Genomic DNA, 21234 nt, shown 5'->3' on the forward strand with positions numbered 1-21234 from the left:
CCGCGGGCGCTCAGGGGAGGGAGACCAACCCCGGATACAGGGCGCCGTCCGGCGGGTCGAAGTCCAGCCCGAGCAGCGCCGCGACGATGGCGGCCGTGTCCTCCTGGCGCGAGACCGGGATCACGACCCCACTCCGAATCCCGGGCCCGACCGCGACGAGGCCGGTGTAGATCTCGTCGAACGTCGGGGCGTAGCCGTGCGTCCCGCCGCTCGCCGGCCGGATGGCCTCACCGCGCGCGGACCCCGAGAACGAGACGCCTGGGACCGGCGTGAGGGCGAAGGCGGCCTCCGGCGCGGTCCCCAGTCGGTCGAGCTCGTCCCGGTCCAGAACGGTGAACAGGCCGCGGACGCCCGGGGGCAGCGCGTCGAGAACCCGGAGGGCGGAGTCGGCCGCGGCCGCGTCGGACGGATCGCGCAGGTGGAGGAACGCCGACGCGCCCGTGACCATGAACGACGCCCGCCAGTCGGGCCCCCGGTCGCGGGTGTCCCCGGTGAGCCCCGCCTCCAGGAGCCACACGTTCGGGGCCAGCGTCGTGTGGATGTCGGAGAACCCGTGGTCGCCCGTGACGATGAAGGTCGTCTCCGCAGCGATGCCGGCCCGGTCGGCCGCCTCCGTCAGGCGCCCGATGGCGCGGTCCGCCGCCGCGACGGCCCGCCGGACGGTGGGGCCGTCGCGGCCCTCCACGTGCTCGAAGTGGTCGACGGCGCCGAGGTGGATGGTGGTGAGCGTCGGCCGGTACGTCTCGAGGAGGTACGCCCCGATCGTCCCGATCACGTCGTCGCGGCCGGGGTAGTCGCCCGACAGGGGCCCGGCCACGGACAGCGTGCCCGTCGCCCGCTCTTCGATCTCCTCCACGAGCCCGGCCGGCGTCGCGGCAGCGCGGACCGACACCAGAAAGTCGGCGCCCTCCTCGAGAGACCACACCTCGGGAAAGTTGTAGTCGATGGGGGCCCCCACGGAGACGGGCCACATGACGCTGGCCGTCGTGCCGCCCGCCGCCCGGACCGCGTCCCACAGCGTCGGCACCCGGATCGCGTCGGCCTCCCAGTACCACCGGCCCGTCTGCCCGTCGGGCTCGAACACCGTGTTGTAGAAGACGCCGTGCCGGGCCGGCAGCGCGCCCGTGATGATGGTCGTGTGGTTCGGGTAGGTGACCGAGGGGAACGCCGGCCGGACCGCGTGCGCCACGGCCCCGGCGCCCGCCAGCTGCTGGAGCACGGGGGCCGGCCACCCGGCGTCGAGGTAGAACTCGGGCCGCAGGCCGTCGATCGTGACGAGGACGACGTGCGCGGGCCGCGTCGGCGGGGCGTCTTGGGCGGCGGCCACGCCGACGAGGCAGGCGGCGACGAGCAACACGCGGACGGAGGGGAAGCGCACGGGGGACGGGAGTCTGATTCGATAGGCGGCGCGCTGGCCGGCAGAGAGCGACGGTGAGGTTACGCGCCGATCCGACCCGCGGCGGTTTCCCGTCCCCGACCCCACGAACCCGACACCGGACGCACCGCTCGTCCCGGCCGATAGGTGCGCGCCCACCCCGGGAGAAGCGGGGCGGGCTCGGTGCCGGCAACCGTCGACTCCGCCCGCCTCGGCGACGCGACCGAGGCGGAGGACCGGTGCCGGACGGCGACGGCGCCTGCGGTGCGGAGGCAGGGGGCCCGGCGGCGCTGGAGGCGTCTCATTGACCGGCCGGCGCCCGGGAGACGAACGGGTCGGACCACCGCGGGTCGGTGGTGAGGGTGGTGTCGGTGAGGGTGCGGAGGAAGGCCACGAGGGCGGCCCGCTCGTCGTCCGTAAAGGACGGGCGGATCGGCCGGCCGCCCCTGCGGAGGCGGGGGTCGAGGGTGGGGCTGATCCGGACGCCGGTGCTGTAGTGATCGACGACCTCCTCGAGCGTCGCGAACCGGCCGTCGTGCATGTAGGGCGCCGTGAGCTCGACGTTGCGGAGCGACACCGTCTTGAACGCCCCCCGGCCCCGACCCGTCACGGTCTTCAGGCCCAACGGATCTCGCCTCCCACCGCCTCCGAGGTCCGTAAAGGTCGAGTCCAGTCCGTTGTTGAGGAGTCCATTCCCCACAAACATGTCGCCGGAGTGGCACTGCTCGCAGCGGCCCTCCCCGAAGAACAATTCGATCCCGCGGTTCTCCTGCTCCGTCAGCCCGGCGAGGGGCCGGCCGAACAGCTCTTCTTCGGCCTCGCGCGCGGCGTCGTAGCGGGAGTTGGAGGCGACGATGGAGCGGATGAACTGGGACAGCGCCTTCGCGACGCGGTCTGAGGTGACCTCCGGCGTGCCGAAGGCGTCGGCGAAGAGGCCAGGGTAGAAGGCGGTGGCCTCCAGTCGGGCTTCGAGCGCGTCGAGGGTCATGCCCATCTCGACGGGGTCCTGGATCGGCTCCAGCGTCAGGGCCTCCAGCGTCCGGGCGCGGCCGTCCCAGAAGAACCGGCGGGTGCGGTCGTAGCGGGCGAACGACAGCGCCATCGAGTTCCGGTCCGTCGGCTCGCCTTCAAAGCCGATGCTGAGGGGCCGGGGGTCGGAGAAGCCGTGCTCCTGCCGGTGGCACGAGGCGCACGAGACGGTCTCGTTCTGGGACAGCCGTACGTCGTAGAAGAGGACGCGCCCGAGCGTCGCACCCGCGTCGGTGATCGGGTTGTCGTCGGGGGTGTTGTCCCAGCGGAGGACCGAGCTGTGCTGGAGGTGGAGCGGCAGCTCGGCGCTGGCGTAGTCGTAGGGCGTCTCGGGGAGGACGGGCGTGCCGGCCATCCGGGTGGCGAAGCTGGCTCCGAGGGTGACCACGGAGACAAGGGCGAGCGACGCGAGCCGGAACCGGGGAGTCGACGCAATCGGCATGTCGAACGGCGCGGGGCAGGGAGGGCAACGTACGGGGGCCGGGGCCTGTGGGGTTGCGGAGGCCCTTGAACAGCGAACGCCCGCCCCCCTGAGAAGGGGGGGCGGGCGCTCTTTTCCGGGAGGCTATGGCGGTAGCCGCCCCGGCTCGGTCCGCCTCGGCGACTCCGCAGAGCCACCGAGGCGGGGGATGTCAGGTGCCGGCCGAGTAGTCGGTCGCGTAGGCGACCTGCTCGTCGGACAGCGTGTCGATGGCGAGGCCCATCGTCTCGAGCTTGATCCCGGCGATCTCCTGGTCGAGCTCCTCCGGGAGGTCGAGGACCGTGTTCGGAAGGTCCTCGCCGGCCTCGTGGCGGCGGATCAGCGCAAGGTGGGCCTGGAGCTGGTTGGCGAAGCTCATGTCCATGACCTCCGACGGGTGGCCCTCGGCGGCGGCGAGGTTCACGAGCCGGCCGTCGGCGAGGACGTAGACCTTCCGGCCGTTGTCCATCGTGTATTCGACGTTGTCCTCGCGGATCGTCCGCTTCGAGACGGCGATGTCGTTGAGGGCGACGAGGTCGAGCTCGACGTCGTAGTGGCCCGTGTTGCAGACGATGGCGCCCTCCTTCATCGAGACGAAGTGCTCGCCGCGGACGACGTCCTTCATGCCCGTCGCGGTGACGAAGATGTCGCCGACCTTGGCGGCCTCCTCCATCGGCATCACGCGCATGCCGTCGAGCGTGGCCTTGAGCGCGGCCGTCGCCTTGATCTCGGTGACGATCACGTTGGCGCCCATGCCCTTGGCCCGCATCGCGACGCCGCGGCCGCAGTGGCCGTAGCCGGCGACGACGAAGTTCTTGCCGGCGAGGAGCACCGACGACGCGCGAAGGATGCCGTCGAGCGTCGACTGGCCCGTCCCGTAGACGTTGTCGAAGTCCCACTTCGTCTCGGCGTCGTTGACGGCGTAGACGGGGTACAGGAGCTTGCCGTCCTCGGCCATGGCGCGGAGGCGGTGGACGCCGGTCGTCGTCTCCTCGGAGCCGCCGATGATGTCCTGGGCCTTCTCGGGGAACTGGCTGTGGACGCGGAAGATGAGGTCGGCGCCGTCGTCGAGCGTCGTGCTCGGCGTGGTGTCGATGGTCCGGTCGATGCACCAGTAGAAGGCCTCGGTGTCCTGGCCGTACCACGCGTAGATCTCGACGCCGTCGCCGTCGCCGTTGGGCCCGAGCGCGAGCGCCGCGGCGACGCTGTCGTTGGTTGAGAGCGGGTTGCAGCCGCTCCACGCGACCTCGGCCCCGCACGCCTTGAGCGTCTCGATGAGGACCGCCGTCTCCTTCGTGACGTGGAGGCAGCCGGTGATCTTGTAGCCGGCGAACGGCTGCGACTGGCTGTACTCCTCGCGGAGCTTCATGAGGACCGGCATCCGGCTCTCGGCCCACTCGATCCGCTTGCGGCCCTCCTCGGCGAGGGAGAGGTCGGCGACCTTGTACTGTCCTTCCTTGTGGTCCATGTTTGGGGGCCGGGCGGGCCGGCGCGGGTGTCAGGCGAAGTAGAGGACCGAAACCTACGCTGTGGGGCGTCGGAATCGGGCTAGGACTCTGCAAAGTCAGGACGTCCCCGGCGGCGCCCCAGCGCCCCGGCAGCCGCTTGGCGGCGCACGTCGCCCGCCTCGGCGGAGCGACCGAGGCGGCCGGGATCGTGCGGCCGCCTCGCCTACTCCGTCCCGTCCGACCAGACGAGCTTGAGGTCCGCCTCGTGGACGAGGGCCGTCGTGTTGAGCGTCTCGCCTGCGCCCCGGACAGACCGCGCCAGCCGCTGGAGCTCGCCGTAAACGAGCGGGAACACCTCGTCGGTCGGGGACGGCGAATTAGACACGGATCGGAGGGACGCGCATTGCCACCCTAGAGCACCTGACAACAACGCCTTGCGACCGTGGTGGGATTTGGAGGGCGTTCGGTTATAGACTGGTGAGCGGACACGGGCCGCTCGCTTCCTCACCGGCTTCCAGCTCTCCCCATGTCCCCTTCGCTTCTCTCCCGCGCCGCCGCGCTCGCGGCGCTCGTCGCTCTCGCCAACGCACCGTCGGCGCAGACCGTCCGCCTCGGCCCGTCCTCGGGCGCTCTCTCCATCGTCCGACTGCCCGTCGAGGCGGGCTCGCACCGGGCGAAGCCGGTCCGCCTCGAGACGCCGGCCGGGGCGGTCCTGCCCGAACTCATCGTCGACGGCTCGTTCGAGGACGGCGCTCCGAACCCCGCCTGGGACGAAGCAGGGGGCCCCTCCTTCTCCACCCCGATCTGCCCGGCCTCGGAGTGCCCGGCCCCCGGTCCCCGGACCGGGTCCTGGTACGCCTTCTTCAATGGCGAAGGCGTCGACTCCGAGTACTCGCTCGCCCAGAGCGTCACGATTCCAGCCGACGCGACCGGCGTGCTCCTCTCGTTCTGGCTCCAGATCCGGGCGGCCGGCGACGCGACGGGCACGTTCTCGTACGCCATCGACGGGGTCGAGATCGACACCTTCACGGAGGCCGACACGGCCGCGTACGCCGACTATGCCCAGGTCAACATCGACATCGGGGCCTTCGCCGACGGTCTCCCCCACACGCTCACCTTCCGCGGCGTCGAACGGGCCGGGACGGCTCCGGACGCGTTCGTCACCTTCGTCCTCGACGACGTCTCGCTGATCTCGACGGGCGGCGGGGGGGGCGACCCCACAACCTCCCTCAACGACAACCTGACCACGGCCGAACCGGTCTACGCCGGACAGGCGACCTACACGGGAGACACCCGAGAGGCCGAAGCTTCCGCCTTAAATGTCGAGACGGCGGCGTCCTGCACGGTTGGGGGGGCCGACAACGACGATGGAAACGCGATCTGGTGGGCGTTCGAGGCCACGGCCAGCGGGACCGTGTCGCTCGACCTCGCCGGCTCCTCCTTCGACACGATCCTCTCCCTCTACCTGTCCGGGGACGACGGGGCGCTCACGGAGGTCTCGTGCAACGACGACGACGCCTCGAACCCGAGCGGGGACTTCACGTCGGCGCTGTCGGCCGACGTGACGCCCGGGCTCTACTTCGTCCGGGTGTCGGGGTACGGAGGCTCCGTGGGCGACGTCGTGCTCACCGTAGCGGCTCCCGGCGTGATCACGGGCCCGCCCAACGACGACCCGTTCCGGAGCGGCGTGCAGGAGATCGCCATCGGCTCTACGCACCTCGACACGAACCGCGGCGCGACGGCGAGCGGCTTCCCGCCCCCGACCTGCGGCACCGCGACCGGCCCGGTCCCCGACGTCTGGCGCGTCGTCGTCGTGCCCGAGGCCGGCACCCTCACGATCGACACCGAGGGCTCTGGCTTCGACACCGTCGTCAGCGTCTACGCGACCGACGAGGCCGGGGAGGTGGACCCTACAACGCCCGCCGCCTGCAACGACGACGACCCGGCGAACGCGGCCGACGACGGCTCATCGCGCGTCTCGTTCGAAGCCCTGCCGGGCGTGGCCTACATGGTCCAGACGACGTCCGACGGGTCGGAAGGCGACCTCCTGTACACGGTCGCGTTCGAGGCCTCCCCGCCGATCGCGTCTGAGGCCGCGCCCGGCGCCCGGCTCGCGCTCCTCCCCGCCGCACCGAACCCGGCGGCCGGCCCCGTCCGCCTCGGCGCCACGCTGGCCGAGGCCGCCGACGTCCGGGTCGAGGTGTTCGACGCGCTCGGCCGGAGCGCCGGCGTCGTGTTCGAGGGCGCGGCGCCCGCGGGCAGAGCCTCGTGGACGTGGGACGCCGCGGGGCGACCAGCCGGCGTCTACGTCGTCCGCGTGGTGGCCGACGGTGAGGCCCACGCCCAGCGCGTGACGGTCGTGCGCTGACACGAGTCCCCGGGGTGCGGTCCCACCGGACGGCACGCCCGGGCTCCGTCATCGTCGCGGCGGGCTTCCTGGGGCCGACCGCGTGGCGTTGCGGGACCCGTGCGGCGTCGAGCCCTGCGAAATCGTGCGGGCACAGGACGGCTGATCGAGCGCTGACGCGTACCCTCCTCCGCCACCCGTTGTCCGCCGTCATGCTCACGTCTCTCGACGTCGCCATCGGCGTCACGTTCTATTTTCTCCTCATCAGCGTCGTAGTGATGGCGGCGGCCGAGGTCCTGGAGATCGTCTGGAAAAAGAGGACCTCGCTGCTCCGGCTCGGCATCCAGGCGCTCCTCCAGGAGGCGACGAAGGCCCGGTTGGCGACGGGCCAGCAGACGGGAGAGGGCCACGCGACCGAGAGCCTCACGGACGCGTTCTACGGGCACCCGCTCATCCGGCCGTTCGGGTCCGGCGGTGCCGAGACCGCAGCCTGGGTGCGGTGGCTCCGGCGGCGCTTCCGCCTCGGCGACGACCTCGGCCCGGCCTACGTGCCCCCGCGCGACTTCGCCTTGGCCCTCTTCGACCTCCTCGGGCTGACCGAGCACGCCTCGGGCTCGCTCGGCAAGCGGCTCCGCGACACGCCAGGATGGGCCGGCCCGACGCCGGCGTTCGACGCCGGCAGCCTGGCTGCGCTCCGCGAGGCGCTCCGCCCGCTCGTCGCCACGGCCGACACGCTCGACGAGGCCGCGCTTCACGTCGAGCGGTGGTACAACAGCCAGATGGACCAGGTCGCGGGCTGGTACAAGAGGCACGCGCAGAAGGTGGCGTTCGTGCTCGGCCTCGCCATCGCCGTCGGCCTCAACGCCGACGCCATCGCCGTCGTCAACGCGCTGACGCACGACGACGACCTCCGCGCGGTCTACGTTGCCGCGGCAGGGGCCTACGTCGAGGAGATGGCCCGGTCGGACTCCTCCGCGAGGGCGACACCCCTCGCAGCCGGCCCGGCGGGGACCGACTCGACCGCGGGCTCGACCGACGACCTCGGCGACGCCCAAGCCCGCTACGAGGCGGCCATCCACGACCTCCGCGCGCTCGGGGTCCCGCTCGGGTGGGAGTTCTCGAACCCGTCAGCCCGGTGGCCTGGCCGCGACGCCACGACGCCGCCCCCGTCGTGGCGGTCCGTCGCCTGGTGGTGGCTGGCGAAGGTCATGGGGCTGCTGGGCACGGGGATCGCCGTGTCGCTGGGCGCGCCGTTCTGGTTCGACCTCCTCAACAAGATGATGGTGGTCCGGTCGGTGGTGAAGCCGCACGAGAAGAGCCCGGCGGAGGGCTCCGAGGACCGCCGGCCCGTCAACCCGGAGGTCCCGGACCTCCGCGTGCTCAACGCCCGCCTCGGTCGTGTCGAGGCCGAGCTGTCCGGCGAGGCGCCCGAGGCGGAGAGCGGCGGCAAGACCAAAGAATGATCTCGGCGCTAGCAGCGAGCGCCCGTCGGCGCGGTTCGGGCAGACGCACGACTCCCTCTCGGAATCGGTGGTATACCATTAGGGCGCTCACACCCACCGGCCATGACTCAACCCTGGAAGCTCCTCTGGTACCACTTCGGTGACCTCATCGCTGCGTCCTCCACGCCCCACAGCTCGCAGGGGGTGCTCCGCGCGTCCCTGACCCAGGCCGACAAGGTCACCTTACAGAACGTGTTCACTCCGGCGACCCGGACCGGCGTTCCGGCGCTAGCCGAGATCTTCCGGACCCACGTGCTTCCGGCCTACCATGGGAAGCGCCGGTCCCACGCGAAATGGACGTCATCCGACTTCTCCGGCTTCCGCGTCCAGATCGTCCAGATGCCCGCGAGGTGGGAGAGCGAGGCGCTCCTCACCCCAGACAGCCTGTATCTGTCGGGCGACGGGCTGGTCACGCCCGAGCTCGCCGACCGCCTCAGCCAGTTTTCCATCGAGATCCAAAACCTTCCGCCCGAGGCCACTACAGGACAGCACATGTGGATGATGACGACGATGGCCGTCGGCGACGTCCTCACGAGGTGCTACGCAGCCGACCTCGAATCCGACGGGGCTCAAGCCGACGCCTTCCTCCGCGTCGCCACGGACCGGCTCCGGGAGCACGACCGGGTCGGGACCCCGGACCTCAACGGACTGCGAGGGGAGCTCACTGACCGCCGATCCAAGCCGGAGTTTTTCAATGCCGGCCGGTTCGTGACGCTTCCTCCGCGGCCGACGCTCGAGCGGCGGCACACCTTCCTCATGGGAGAGGGGTCCTCCGACGACGGAACGCTCATTCTCCAGTTCGGGACGAAGAAGAACGAAAGCGAGGGCCTCGTCGAGGCTGCCGGGACGAGCTACAACCCCTGGCCGTGCGGGGGCTTCACCGACTGCAGCCCCTTCGTACCCGTCGACTGCGACGAGCAAAAGAAACCGATCACCGGCCTCGACGAGACGCCGCGGGTGTGACGGGCGCCAGGCGGGGCGGACCGATAGCTTCGGACCCCCGCTCACTTCCTGCCCTCACATGGCGACGTTCCGGCTGTGGCCGGTCGCGGCGCTCCTGTTCGCCTCCGCTGCCGCGGGTCAACCCACCGCGCTCACCGTCCGCCACCTTACCCCGGCCGACGGGTTGTCGGGTGTGACCGTCGCCGCGTTGGCGCCCGAGGCGGGCGGGTTCGTGTGGGTCGGGCTGCCGTCCGGGCCCGACCTCTACGACGGGGCCCGCGTCCGCCCGATCGGGGTCTCGCTCCCGGGGCCGCTCCGGGCCCTCGCGACCGGGCCCGAGGGGGCGCTCTGGCTGGGCACCGACAGCGGCCTCGCGCGCTGGGACGCCGGCGACCCGCCGCTCTCCATCCGTGACCTCGGCGCGGCCGTCAGCGCCCTCCTGCCCGACGGCGCCGGGATCTGGGCGGGGACCCAAGGCGCCGGGCTCGTCCGCCTCGGCAGCAGGGGCGGGCGACGGCACCGCCGAGTGACGGGCCACCTCGCGTCCGACACCGTCCGCGCCCTCGCGGCCGTCCCCGGTGGGGCCGTGGTGGCGGCGACGACGGGCGGGCTGAGCCGGGTGGCCCCAGGCCAGCGACCTCGCCACGCGCGCGCCCTCCGCGACGTGACCACCCTCGCCGCCTCCGGCGACGCCCTCTGGGCAGGTCGCGCCGACGGCACGCTGGTGCCGTTCGATCCGACCGCGCTCGTGCCGGATGGCCCCGTCCTCGACGTCGGCGCTGGGGTCTCGGTGCTAGAGCCGTCGGCGGTGTATCCCGGGTGGGCGTGGGTCGGGACGCGGGGTGGCGGGCTGTTTCTCCTCGACGCCCGAGGCGCGAGCGCCCACGCGGTGACGCTCACGCGCGTCCGCGACGGCGACCCCATCGCTCGGCCTGAGATCCTCTCCGTTCTCGAAAGCCGAGGCTCGCTCTGGATCGGCACGACGGACGGCGTCCTCCACGCAGACGTGACGCCGCCCCGGTTCGAAACCATCGCGGCCGACCCCACTCGGCCGGACGGTCTCCGCACGCCGGAAGTCATGTCGGTCTACGCCTCTCGCCGAGACCCCGGCACGGTCTGGGTCGGGACGGTCCGGGGCGGGCTTCACCGCTACGACCGGGAGACCGGCCAGGCCGAGGCGTGGTTTGGCGACCCAACTCACTCGCTCTCGGTCCCGTTCGCGATCCGCGAGGCCTCAGACGGTGCGCTCTGGCTCGGCGGACTCCGCACGACGCTGTACCGGTTCGAGCCCGGCGTCCCGCTCGATTCGATCCCGTTGGCAGCCGACCCCAGGAGCTACATCACCAGCATCGTCCCGGCCCGGGGCGGCGGGCTCTGGGTGACGACCTCGGCATCCGGCGTCTTCCGCGTCGAGCCGGCGGCGCGGAGGGTGACCTCGCTGCCCGATATCATGCCCGAGGCGGGGCCAGTGGCGGTCTACCAAGTCGTGGAGCCGACCGACGAGCCCGGCGTGCTCTACGCGACGACCTACGGAGCCGGTCTCGTCCGAGTCGATGTAGAGGCTGGCCGGACCGAGCGTGTTCAGCCCCAAGGCTGCGTGCTCGACGACAAGCTGATCGGGCTCGCCGTCGGGCCCGACGGCGCGCTCTGGGTGGGAAGTGACGAGAACCGGCTCGCCCGCATCGACAGGCAGACCGAGACCTGCCGCGCCTGGGGTCCGGCCGATGGGGTTCCCAATGGGAGCGTCGGCGGGATCCTCCTGGATGCGCGCGGACGGGTGTGGACGAGCACGATGGCCGGGCTGGCCGTCTTCGACCCGAAGGCCGAGGTGTTCACCCGGTTCTCGGCGGCCGATGGACTTCCCGAGGGCGCGCTCTACTTCCACGCCCACGATCAGACGCCGGCCGGTGAGGTTCTCGTCGGGGGCGCCGCCGGGTTCGCGGCGTTCGACCCCCTGGCCGTCGCCATCGACTCGGCGGGGGCGCCCGTCCGACTCACGCGCGTGCTCGTGGATGGCGAGCCGGTGCCGCTGGCGGAGGCGCGCGGTGGGCTCCGCCTCCGCCACAACCGGAACGACCTCGCCGTCGAGTACGCCGCGCTCGACCTCCGCCAGCCCGAGAAGACCCGCTACCGCGTCCAACTCGTCGGCCTCGACGAGGACGCGGCGACGACGGACCGCGCCGACGTCCGCTACGCGTCGCTGCCGCCGGGCCGGTACACGCTCCGAATCGCGGCCACCAACCGCGACGGCTACTGGAGCGAGCCGACCGAGCTCGGCGTCCGGATCCTCCCGCCCGTCTGGCTGCGGCCGTGGTTCTGGCTGCTCGTGGCGGGCCTCGTCGGCGCCGTCGGGCTGGCGGCCCACCGGTACCGCGTGGCCCAGCTCCTCCGCGTCGAGCGGACGCGGCGCCGGATCGCCGACGACCTCCACGACGACATCGGGAGCAAGATTTCGAGCGTGGCCCTCCGGCTCGAGGCGGCCCAGCGCTCGCCGGCCCTCCCGCCCGACGAGCGCGACCGCCTCGCCCGCCTCGGCGACACGACGCGCGCCGTCGTCGGCGACCTCCGCGACACCGTCTGGCTCGTCGACGCCGGACACGACGACCTGAGCTCCGTGGCCGACCGGATGGAGCAGTTCGCCCGGCACACGCTTGAGGGCGGGCGCGGCGCCGTCGAGCGCGGGCCGGTTCCCAAGGCCCCACTCGGCATGGAGGCCCGGCGCGACCTCTACCTCCTCTTTACCGAGGCCCTCCACAACGCCGTCCGCCACGCCGAGGCCGGCCACGTCGCGGTCCGGATCGGGTGTGATGACGGCGCCTTCCGGGTCGAGGTCCGCGACGACGGGTGTGGCTTCGATCCATCCGAGGCGAGCGCGGGCCGCGGCATGAGCACCATGCGCCGACGTGCCGACGCCCTCGGCGCCACGCTCGGCATCGAATCGGCGGCGGGCGAGGGCACGGTCGTGCACCTCCGGCTCCCTCTCCGCTCCCGATCCTCGCGATATCGTGCGAATGGCTGACGCCGCCGCCCCACGCGCTCAGGATCGTACCAGCCCCTGCCCTCCGCCCCGATGCCTCCGTTCTCCGACCTCACCCACGTCCGCGTCTGGATCGTCGAAGACGACGTGGCCTTCCGCGAGGCCTTCGAGGAGGTCGTCGGGCCACACGTCGGGCTGGCGGGCGTGTTCGGGAGTGTCGAGGCGGCCGAGGCCCGGCTCGACGTGCTCCGCGGGGCCGAGACGCCGGACGTGGTCCTGCTCGACGTGAACCTCCCCGGACAAAGCGGGATCGAGGGGATCGGCGCGCTGAAGGCGCGCGCGCCCGGCGCCCGCGTGGTCATGCTCACGATCCGCGACGACCCCGAGACGGTGGCCGAGGCGCTGGGGGCGGGGGCCTCGGGCTACGTCACGAAGGGGGCGCCCGCGGAGCGCGTGCTCGCCGCCGTCGCCGAGGCCCACGCAGGCGGGATGCTCATGGGCCCGGCCGTCGCCCGCGTGATCCAGGCGTCGTTCGAGCGCCGGCCGCCGTCGACCGACTACGGCCTGACCGACCGCGAGCGCGAGGTGCTCGCGGAGATGGCGGCCGGCGGGACGCAGCAGGACATCGCCGACCGGCTGTTCGTCAGCCGGAGCACCGTCAACACGCACGTCCAGCGGCTGTACGAGAAGCTCCACGTCCACTCGGGGAGCGCCGCCGTGGCGAAGGCGATCCGGGAACGCCTGTTGGCCGGGTAGCGACGCGTCTCGTCTCGACGCCGAGGCGGGCGGGGTGACGGGGAGGCGTCACGGGCGGTCCCGACTCTGGGAGCGCCCCTCTCCACCCCGCCGTGTCCGACCCGCTCCCCCGCCGGGGCCGCGCCGCCGCCGTCAACCCGGTCGGCCGGTTTGCCCGCCTCGACGTCACGCTCGACCCGGCCGCGCTCGACGACGACGAGCGCCGGGCCGTGCCCACACAGGTCTTCCGCGACACGACGCGGACGGCGCTGGCGACGAACGACAGCCCGGACCTCCCGTTCTCGCACTCGCTCAACCCGTACCGGGGCTGCGAGCACGGGTGCCCGTACTGCTTCGCCCGGCCGAGCCACGAGTACCTCGGGTTTTCCGCCGGGCTCGACTTCGAGACCAAGATCGTCGCCAAGCCGGACCTGCCGCGGCTCCTGTCCGAGGCGCTCCAGAAGCCGAGTTGGCGGCCCCAGACGATCGCGCTGTCGGGCAACACGGACCCGTACCAGCCGATCGAGCGCCGGCTCGAGATCACACGCGGCTGCCTAGAGGTCCTGCTCCGCCACCGGAACCCGGTCGGGCTCATCACGAAGAACGCGCTCGTCACGCGAGACCTCGACGTGCTCCGCGAGCTCGCCGCGCTCGACCTCGTCCGCGTGACGCTCTCCGCCACGACGCTCCGCGACGACCTCGCCAGGCCGATGGAGCCCCGTGCGAGCCGGCCCGGTGCGCGGCTCCGGGCCGTCGAGGCGCTCGCTGAGGCCGGCGTGCCCGTCGGCGTCAACGCGGCGCCGCTCATTCCGGGGCTCACCGACGAGGAACTCCCGGCCATCCTCCGCGCGGCGGCCGACGCGGGCGCGACCTCGGCCGGTTACATGCTCGTGCGGCTTCCGGGCGCCGTCCAAGATGTGTTCGAGGAGTGGCTCCGGCGGACGCTCCCCGACCGGGCCGACCGCGTGCTCAACCGGATCCTCGAGGGCAAGGGCGGCCGGCTCAACGACCCGCGCTTCGGCCACCGCTTCCGCTCGGACGGGCCGTACGCCGACGCGATCCGGCAGGTGTTCCGGGCCGAGGTCCGCCGCCTCGGGCTGAACCGGGACCGGGCGCCGCTCGCGACGCACCACTTCCGCCGGCTGTCGGGCGGCCAGATGGACCTGTTCTGACGCGACCTAGCAGTCGGGCTCGGCGAGCTTGGCCTGCACGTCCCGGCGGTCGCGCAGGTGGAGCTTGCGGAGGACGGCCTCGGTGTGGTTCCGGGCCGTGTGAGGGCTGATGAAGAGTGCCTCGGCGATCTCGCGGTTGCTCTTCCGCGCCCCCAGGAGCAGCGCCACCTCGGCCTGCCGCTCCGTGAGCCCGAACCGGGCCACGAGCGCGTCGACCGACGGCGCCGCGTGCGCGCGCTCGACGTTGACGATGGCGAGTGGCGTCCCGACGTGCCCCCCGTAGAGGCACCCCCGGAGCGCGTACGCCGCCGACCGGGTCCGCACCGACCGCTCGAACGCGGCGCCGGCGCCATCCCCACGCTCGGCCCTGACGGCGCCGCCCAACAGGTCGCGGAGGGCGGCCCGGAGCGGGACGGGGTCCGGGTCGTCGTCGAGCATCTGTTCGAGGGCCGGCGTGACGTGGAGGAGCCGGCCGTCCATGTCAGCCACGGCCGCGGCCTGGCCGAGACGGTCGAACGCGTCGAGGAGGCTCTTCCGGTGGCGGGTCCACGCGACCGTGCTCCGAATGCCGGCCATGAACGCCGGCCGCAGAACCCGAAGGAGAGCCACTTCTCGGTCGCCGAACGTGGGGCCGGTCGGGCGATCGTGCCAGAAGTGGAGGCTCGACAGCCCCGCGACCTCCGGGCCGACGGCCGTCATCATCAGCGTGTCGTGTGAGTGGTGCGGCGCCGCATGCTCGTTGTAGTGCGCGCTGGCGAAGTACTCCGAGGGGTCACCCTCGTAGGCCATCGCCAGCGTGGCGACGCCGAGCTCGGCGCTCTTGACCAGGCCGGGCACCCCGTTCACGTCGGGCGGCGGGGGAACGTCCGGGTAGGTGTTGAGCTCGCCGAGGTCCTGCTCGTTGCTGTAGAACGGGAGCTGACCCGGCACTGGCAGGAGGAACCCTGCCGAGTCGGCGCCGAGCAGAGGTCGCAGGTGGGCCAGGACCGCCGACCGCCAGCCGTCGACCCCGTCGTGGTCGAACGGCGAGACGAGCAGGCGGACGGCGTCGCCGAGGTGAGCGAGGTCGGACGAGGTGAGCGTGACAGCCATTCCATGCAAAGCGGTCCCGACCTCAATAATAACGACCTGACACGGAGCCGGCTAACCCCCTGACTATCAGTCGCTTATCTGCCTAAACCGCTCCCGCTTATGTGTTCGAATGACGACGCTCTTGGAGCCTCAACCCAAGGGGGCAGGGCGGCCTCTCTACGTGAGAGTCGTGCGATCGCACGACCGGATATGGGCAGAAGCTGCCTATGCTCGACGCCTGGAAGCTCGATAGGCTTGATCTCCCCCGTTCTGACGGCACGGAGGCGAAGCCACAAGCTCCCACGTCAGGGCTCGGGGGCCCTGCGCCCCAGCCGCTCACCTGCACGCGCTCACATATGACCCGACGGGTACACGTCCTCTCCGCCCTCTCTCTCCTCCTGACACTCCCTGCCCTCGCTCAGGCCCCGCCCGCCTCGGTGGGCCACCGGGCCGAGGCGGGGCGGGTGACCCCGGCCGAGCTCACGCCGGGCCCGTCGCCGCCGACCCTCGAGAGCCCGCTGGCCCCACCTGCTCGCCGGTCGACGGCCGCCAGCGCGGCCGTTGTCGAGCAGGACTCGCTCGCCCTCGTCGCGTTCTATGAGGCCACCAACGGTCCGGGCTGGACGAACGACGACAACTGGCTCACGGGCCCGGTCGCGTCGTGGCACGGCGTGACCGTGTCGGGCGACCGCGTCGTGGCCCTCGGCCTGGCACAGAACGGGTTGAGCGGCACGATCCCGGCCGACCTCGGGCAGCTCCTCGCCCTGGCCGAGCTCTACCTCTGGGACAACCAGCTCGAGGGCCCGATCCCCGCGGAGCTCGGCTCGCTTGCCGGGCTCCGGATCCTCGCCCTGGGCGACAACGCCCTGTCCGGGGGGATCCCGACGGCGCTCGGGCAGCTGACGGCCCTCATCGAGCTCAACCTGGAGCGCAACGACCTTACCGGCTCGATCCCGGCCGAACTGGGCCAGCTGGCGTCCCTCCGTTACCTCTTGCTGAACGGGAACCAGCTGTCGGGGTCGATCCCGACCGAACTGGGTCAGCTGAGCGACCTCGTGATGCTGTACCTCTACGAGAACGCGCTCACCGGCTCGATCCCGGCCGAGCTCGGCCAGCTGGGCAACCTCGAGTTCCTAGCTCTCAACTCCAACTCGCTGACCGGGGAGATCCCGGCTAGCCTCGGCCACCTCGACCGGCTCGTCTGGCTCTACCTCGCGCTCAACGAGCTCTCGGGGACGATCCCGGAGGAGCTCGGGCAGCTGGGCCAGCTCGAGCGGCTCGCCCTCACGGTCAACGCGCTCACGGGGCCGATCCCCGACGCGCTCAGCGCCCTCGACTCCGTCTGGCTCTTCGCGCTCGGCGGCAACGACCTCACGGGGCCGATCCCGTCGTGGGTCGGCGACCTACCCGCGCTCAAGGAGCTGTACCTCTGGGGGAACGAGCTGTCCGGGCCCGTCCCGGCGTCGCTCGGCCAGCGCGACGGGCTGGCCTACCTCTACCTCGACCAGAACCCCACTGTCGGCGGGCCGCTGCCGCTGTCGCTGATCGGCCTCCCGCTCGTCACGTTTACCTACGACGGCACGGCCCTCTGCACGCCGGACGACGCCGCGTTCGAGGCCTGGCTGGCGACGATCGAGAACCTGGAGCGGTCGGGGCTGACCTGTGGAGCAGGAGGCGACGGCCTCGCCCAGGACTCACTCGCCCTCGTCGCGCTCTACGAGGCCACCGGCGGTCCAAACTGGACGACCGACGAGAACTGGCTCACGGGCCCGGTCGCGTCGTGGCACGGCGTGACGGTCGAGGGCGGGCGCGTCACCCGCATCAGCCTCAACGAGAACCAGCTCAGCGGGTCGCTCCCGGCCGAGATCGGCCAGATGAGCCGCCTGGAGCGCCTGTACGCCTTTGGAAACGAGCTGAGCGGGCCGATCCCCACAGAGATTGGGGGTCTCTCTTCGCTCACTCATCTGGCCCTGTACGACAACCAGCTCACTGGGGCCCTCCCCAACGAGCTCGGCCGACTCGATGCCCTGACTTACCTGTTTCTGGATCAGAACCAATTGAGTGGGGAGATCCCGGAGGAGCTCGGGCAGCTCTCCGACCTGCTAGAGCTCTGGCTCGACCAGAACGAGCTCTCCGGGGCGATCCCGTCGCAGCTCGGACAACTCGTCACCCTGGTGCGCCTGGAGCTCGACGAAAACCAGCTGAGTGGTGAGATCCCGGCCGAGCTCGGACAGCTGAGCCAGTTGACCCGGCTGGAGCTGAGCAAGAATCAACTGACCGGAGAAATTCCGTCGGAGCTCGGGCAGTTGAGCCGCCTGGAGCGCCTCTACCTCGACGTGAACCAACTGACCGGAGAGATCCCGGCCGAGCTCGGACAGCTTCAGGCCCTCGAGACGATGTGGCTGTACATCAACCAGCTGACCGGCCCCATCCCCCCCGAGCTCGGGCAGATCAGCAGCCTGAGAGACCTCTCTCTTCACTACAACGAGTTAACCGGGCCGGTCCCGGCCGAGCTCGGGCAACTGGGCAACCTCGAGTTTCTACTGGTCTCCTACAACTCGCTCGCCGGGCCGCTCCCGACCGACCTGACCGGTCTGTCTCTAGACTGGTTTCACTTCGAGGAGACGGACCTGTGCGTGCCGGATACGGAAGCCTTCCAGTCGTGGCTGTCGGGGATCGAGAACGTCCAGGGGGCCGACCAGGTCTGCGAGGCGTCCAGCCCGGAGGTGTTCACGTCGCGCGCTGAGTTCGAGGCGGCGGCTCCCGGCCTCCCCACCGAAACGTTTGAAGAGGGGCGGATCCCGGAAGGCGAGAACTCGGCGATCTGCCGCCCCCTCGTAGACGCGACGAGCGATTCGGACTGCTTCGAGCCCGGCGACATCCTCCCCGGCGTCCAGTTCACGACGGGTCGTGGCCAGGCGGAGCTCTTGCTCATCGACTCGTTCTCGCCGACGAAGGCCTTGATGACGAACGTCATCGTCGAGGAGACGCGAGTCGATTTCCCCAGCGGCGGCGTCACCGCGGCCGGGCTCGACGTGTACACGTACAACAACCGCGGCGCGGACGGCGAAGACGACCCGGTCTCCGTGAGGGTATACGGCGCCGGCGGGGAGGCGCTGGGCGCGTTCGAGGTGCCCCCCGGCGACCCGACGTTCGTCGGCGTCGTGTCGGACGTCCCGGTGGGCCGGCTCGTCATTGACGGCGCCGTCGCCTACGACTGCTGTGACGGGCAGACCGCCGCGAACCCGGTCGAAATTCTCGACAACGTGTCCTTCGGGCGGCCGTCGGGCGACGTCGTGGAGGGCGACGGCCCGGCCGACGGCGCCGAGGACGTGTCGCTGACGCCGACGCTCGACTGGACCGACTTCGCCGGGACCGGCTCGTACCGCGTCCAGGTGGCCCGCGACGGGTTCGACGCCTCGCGCCGGGCGAGCGACACGGCTGAGGTCGTCTTCGACCAGGTCGTCGAGGGCACCGAGGCCACGGTCCCCGACGGGACGCTCGTTCCGGGCACGACCTACGCCTGGCGTGTCGCCGGCGTCGACGGCGGGACGACCGGGGCTTGGACGGCGCCCGCCGTGTTTACGACGGCCGGCGACGTCGACGCGGCCGACGGCCCCGAGGCCCGCTTCGCCCTTCACGTCGCGCCCAACCCCGTCGCAGGCCGCGGCACGGTGACCGTCGAGGTCGGACCGGCCGAGTCCGTCCGCCTCGGCGTGTACGACGTGCTCGGCCGCGAGGTCGCGCGGCTCGTCGACGGGCCGCTCGTGCCCGGCGCCCACGAGGTCGCCTTCGACGCCTCGGCCCTCGCGCCCGGCGTGTACGTGCTCCGCCTCGCCACCGAGCGGGAGCGCATCGCGCGCCGCGTCACGGTGGTCCGCTAACCGCGGTCCGAAGGCCCGAGGAGGACTCGCGCCGGGCTGCGACTGGCGGCCGTGCGCGAGCCCTCCTCACGGTCTCACCCTTCCCCTTTCTGTTTCCCGTCGGCCCCCTTCGTGGTGGGAAGGGGCCGGCTCGGGCGCCGCCGCCCATTGAGGCGGCGGCGCCACCGACTGACTCCACCGTCTTCACCCCCCCGCTCCATGACCTTCCCCCGGTTCTCTGGCATGCGCCCCTGCCTGCTCCTCCTCGCCCTCGTCCTCGCGACCGCCCCGGCCGCCCAGGTCAACGTCGGCGCCGGCGGCTACGCCGTCGAGTACGCCCTCGGCGACAACGCGCCCGCCTACACGTTCGACAGCGACGTGTACGCCGCCGGGTTCTACAGCGCCACCGGCTTGTTCCATGTGTTCTATGGGACCGACGTCCAACCCTCGGCGGCGGAGGGCGACTCGACCAAGGCGAGCGCGCTCGGCGCCGACCTCGCCTCGGCGGGCCGCCTCCCGATCGCGACACTGGGCGAGGACGTCACGGTGAACCTGTTCGTGCCTCTCGGGGTCGAGCTCGGCTACCGGTACTTCCGCGTGGAGCCCTCACTGGCGGACGGCGTCGAGCCCGACGAGGACGATATCGAGACGCTCCACCTCGGGCTGGCCGCGCTCCGCGTTGGCGGCGGCGCCGAGGCCGAAGTCCCGCTCGAAGGGCTCCCCCTCGCCAGTGCCCTCACCGGCTCGGCGTCCCTGACACTCGGCGCCGGCGCCCGGGCCGACTTCGACCCGCTCGAGGCCAGCAACCAGCTCGGCGGCGCCGAGGGCGATGGGGTCGATGCGTACGGCCTCCGCACGAGCACGCTCACCTTGCAGGCCAAGCTCGACGGCGTCCTCGGCACGGACCTCGGCGCCATCCTCGGCTACACGCTTCGGACCACGCGTACCGACTCGACCCCGCTCGAATCCGTGGGCGACCTCGTCGGCGTGGTCACCGAGGCCAGCGACTACACGCAGCTCGATCGGCTCCACCTCGTCCGGGTCGGGGTCCTGTTCTAGCCTGCCGGTCTAGCCGTCCAGAGTTCAAACCTCTTCCATGCCACGTTCCATGCCCTCCACGTTCTGCTGGTCTCGGTGCCCGGCTGTGACCTCATCGAACCAAGCGGTACCTCCCCGGACGCCGAGCCCTCCGACAGCCAAGAGATCGGGCTGGCGGTCGTAGAAAACGCTCCGGAGTCACCACTTGTCGTCGTTCATCCGGACGGCTCCTATGCGGCTCCCATCTTCGACCCCGATTCGGGGGTGCTCACGGGCGGCACGTTTGTCGCACCGGACAGCACCACCACCACAGTCCTCTTCGGCGAAGATGGGCTCCCCCAGACACTTCACGCGCAGGGGGCAGTCCTCGCGTTCGCGAACTACCGGCCCGGCCTCGTCGACGTGGCCTTGCTTCTCCCGAATGGGGAGATGTCGTTTCAGCGCGATGTCGACATCGCGGAGATCAACCTCAGCGATCTCACCGACGGCTTAGCGAACGGCCTCCGCGTCAGCGCCGACGTTGACGTCACCGCGGCCGTCGTGACGTTCGCCAGAGCGACCTCCGCGGCCGTTGCCCTGGCGACGGCCGCCGTCGCAGCGGTCAATGGAGCCGCCGTGGGATTCGCGTCCCTGACATGGGATGCGGGCCTCGCAGGGACGGCCATCCGCATCTATAACGCGACCACGGACTGGGCCCAATGCTTGGGGATGAACGCCGTCGCGTGCGGAGTCGCCCTCGTCGATACCGCCTTGCTCGCGTACGATTCGGCCACGTCGGAGAGGCTGCGCGATCTGGTGCTCACTATGCTGGCGGCGCTCGACACGGGGTCGGGTGACGTACAGGTCACGCTAAAGTGGACGAACACGGCCGACCTCGACCTCTACGTTTCGGATCCGACCGGGGAGACGATCTACTACGGGCAACCGACCTCAAGCTCCGGAGGCCAGCTCGACGTTGACGACACTGACGGCGAGGGGCCCAAGAACGTTTTCTGGCCCACAGGGCAGGCACCGAGAGGGACTTACGCGGTCTCCGTTGATCACTATTCGGGGCCGAGCCCAGCGTCGTTCACCGTGCTCGTGCAGGCGTTTGGGCACACCCGGACCTTCTCCGGCTCGGTCGCTAATGGCGAGAGGGTATTCGTCACGGCGTTCTCGCCCGACGGGATCGCCCGCCAGTCTGCCAGGGCACTTAGGGTCCGCTCTCGCCCCGCACAGCCCGGGCTGAAAGTGGCCGGACCGTTCTGACCTCGGGCTCCGACCGCCGCCGCCCCA

14 protein-coding genes are annotated in these 21234 nt (G+C 71.6%); 9 read left to right on the plus strand and 5 right to left on the minus strand.

Translation table 11 applies throughout. From position 1 onward, the window contains the following. Window positions 1-10: 10 nt before the first annotated feature. The 4 genes from BSZ37_RS02910 to BSZ37_RS21805 all read right to left on the minus strand — a co-directional run bounded on the left by BSZ37_RS02910 (window position 11) and on the right by BSZ37_RS21805 (window position 4697). A complete protein-coding gene (locus BSZ37_RS02910; RefSeq protein WP_218830377.1) occupies window positions 11-1378 on the minus strand; it encodes an alkaline phosphatase family protein in 1368 nt (455 codons plus the stop codon). Window positions 1379-1676: 298 nt separating this feature from the next. After that, a complete protein-coding gene (locus tag BSZ37_RS02915; RefSeq protein ID WP_095509102.1) occupies window positions 1677-2846 on the minus strand; it encodes a cytochrome-c peroxidase in 1170 nt (389 codons plus the stop codon). 190 nt (window positions 2847-3036) lie between these two features. After that, window positions 3037-4332: an adenosylhomocysteinase gene (locus tag BSZ37_RS02920; RefSeq protein ID WP_095509103.1), complete on the minus strand. Its 1296-nt coding sequence runs from the start codon at window positions 4330-4332 to the stop codon at window positions 3037-3039. Window positions 4333-4535: 203 nt separating this feature from the next. Further along, a complete protein-coding gene (locus BSZ37_RS21805) occupies window positions 4536-4697 on the minus strand; it encodes an ECF-type sigma factor family protein (RefSeq protein ID WP_179299451.1) in 162 nt (53 codons plus the stop codon). Between the two features lie 141 nt (window positions 4698-4838). On the opposite strand from BSZ37_RS21805, the gene BSZ37_RS02925 reads away from it, so the two are divergent. The 6 genes from BSZ37_RS02925 (at window position 4839) to BSZ37_RS02950 (ending at window position 13987) form a co-directional block, all read left to right on the plus strand. Continuing rightward, window positions 4839-6680, plus strand: a complete 1842-nt coding sequence (locus BSZ37_RS02925; RefSeq protein ID WP_095509104.1) for a T9SS type A sorting domain-containing protein — start codon at window positions 4839-4841, stop codon at window positions 6678-6680. Between the two features lie 191 nt (window positions 6681-6871). Beyond that, window positions 6872-8122: a hypothetical protein gene (locus BSZ37_RS02930; protein WP_095509105.1), complete on the plus strand. Its 1251-nt coding sequence runs from the start codon at window positions 6872-6874 to the stop codon at window positions 8120-8122. A gap of 102 nt (window positions 8123-8224) precedes the next feature. Next, entirely contained in the window at window positions 8225-9124 is a 900-nt protein-coding gene (locus BSZ37_RS02935; RefSeq protein ID WP_095509106.1) for a hypothetical protein, read from the plus strand. A gap of 58 nt (window positions 9125-9182) precedes the next feature. Continuing rightward, a complete protein-coding gene (locus BSZ37_RS02940) occupies window positions 9183-12122 on the plus strand; it encodes a sensor histidine kinase (protein WP_095509107.1) in 2940 nt (979 codons plus the stop codon). A gap of 51 nt (window positions 12123-12173) precedes the next feature. Continuing rightward, window positions 12174-12836, plus strand: coding sequence for a response regulator transcription factor (locus BSZ37_RS02945; protein ID WP_095509108.1), 663 nt, complete (start codon window positions 12174-12176; stop codon window positions 12834-12836). A 92-nt stretch (window positions 12837-12928) separates the two neighbouring features. After that, complete coding sequence (locus tag BSZ37_RS02950) at window positions 12929-13987, plus strand: PA0069 family radical SAM protein (RefSeq protein ID WP_095509109.1); 1059 nt, start codon at window positions 12929-12931, stop codon at window positions 13985-13987. Window positions 13988-13993: 6 nt separating this feature from the next. Here BSZ37_RS02950 and BSZ37_RS02955 read toward each other — a convergent pair whose 3' ends face one another. Further along, on the minus strand, window positions 13994-15079 hold the full coding sequence (locus BSZ37_RS02955; RefSeq protein ID WP_095509110.1) for a helix-turn-helix transcriptional regulator: 1086 nt from the start codon (window positions 15077-15079) through the stop codon (window positions 13994-13996). A 335-nt stretch (window positions 15080-15414) separates the two neighbouring features. On the opposite strand from BSZ37_RS02955, the gene BSZ37_RS02960 reads away from it, so the two are divergent. From BSZ37_RS02960 to BSZ37_RS02970, 3 genes are all read left to right on the plus strand, one after another. Continuing rightward, the gene (locus BSZ37_RS02960) at window positions 15415-18942 is read left to right on the plus strand and encodes a leucine-rich repeat domain-containing protein (RefSeq protein WP_179299452.1); all 3528 of its coding nucleotides are present in this window, start codon (window positions 15415-15417) and stop codon (window positions 18940-18942) included. 222 nt (window positions 18943-19164) lie between these two features. Then, entirely contained in the window at window positions 19165-19980 is an 816-nt protein-coding gene (locus BSZ37_RS02965) for a hypothetical protein (RefSeq protein WP_095509112.1), read from the plus strand. Between the two features lie 75 nt (window positions 19981-20055). Next, complete coding sequence (locus tag BSZ37_RS02970; RefSeq protein WP_143537544.1) at window positions 20056-21207, plus strand: YfaP family protein; 1152 nt, start codon at window positions 20056-20058, stop codon at window positions 21205-21207. Window positions 21208-21234 lie beyond the last annotated feature (27 nt).

Origin of the sequence: Rubrivirga marina (assembly GCF_002283365.1) — a bacterium.
GTDB lineage: Bacteria > Bacteroidota > Rhodothermia > Rhodothermales > Rubricoccaceae > Rubrivirga > Rubrivirga marina.

Excerpts from the sequence above, each read along its gene's own strand:
- BSZ37_RS02965 (WP_095509112.1), top strand. The coding sequence starts at position 19,165 with ATGCGCCCCTGCCTGCTCCTCCTCGCCCTCGTCCTCGCGACCGCCCCG.
- BSZ37_RS02940 (WP_095509107.1), top strand. The coding sequence starts at position 9,183 with ATGGCGACGTTCCGGCTGTGGCCGGTCGCGGCGCTCCTGTTCGCCTCC.
- BSZ37_RS02920 (WP_095509103.1), bottom strand. The coding sequence starts at position 4,332 with ATGGACCACAAGGAAGGACAGTACAAGGTCGCCGACCTCTCCCTCGCC.
- BSZ37_RS02955 (WP_095509110.1), bottom strand. The coding sequence starts at position 15,079 with ATGGCTGTCACGCTCACCTCGTCCGACCTCGCTCACCTCGGCGACGCC.
- BSZ37_RS02945 (WP_095509108.1), top strand. The coding sequence starts at position 12,174 with ATGCCTCCGTTCTCCGACCTCACCCACGTCCGCGTCTGGATCGTCGAA.
- BSZ37_RS02930 (WP_095509105.1), top strand. The coding sequence starts at position 6,872 with ATGCTCACGTCTCTCGACGTCGCCATCGGCGTCACGTTCTATTTTCTC.
- BSZ37_RS02925 (WP_095509104.1), top strand. The coding sequence starts at position 4,839 with ATGTCCCCTTCGCTTCTCTCCCGCGCCGCCGCGCTCGCGGCGCTCGTC.
- BSZ37_RS02960 (WP_179299452.1), top strand. The coding sequence starts at position 15,415 with ATGACCCGACGGGTACACGTCCTCTCCGCCCTCTCTCTCCTCCTGACA.
- BSZ37_RS02915 (WP_095509102.1), bottom strand. The coding sequence starts at position 2,846 with ATGCCGATTGCGTCGACTCCCCGGTTCCGGCTCGCGTCGCTCGCCCTT.
- BSZ37_RS02935 (WP_095509106.1), top strand. The coding sequence starts at position 8,225 with ATGACTCAACCCTGGAAGCTCCTCTGGTACCACTTCGGTGACCTCATC.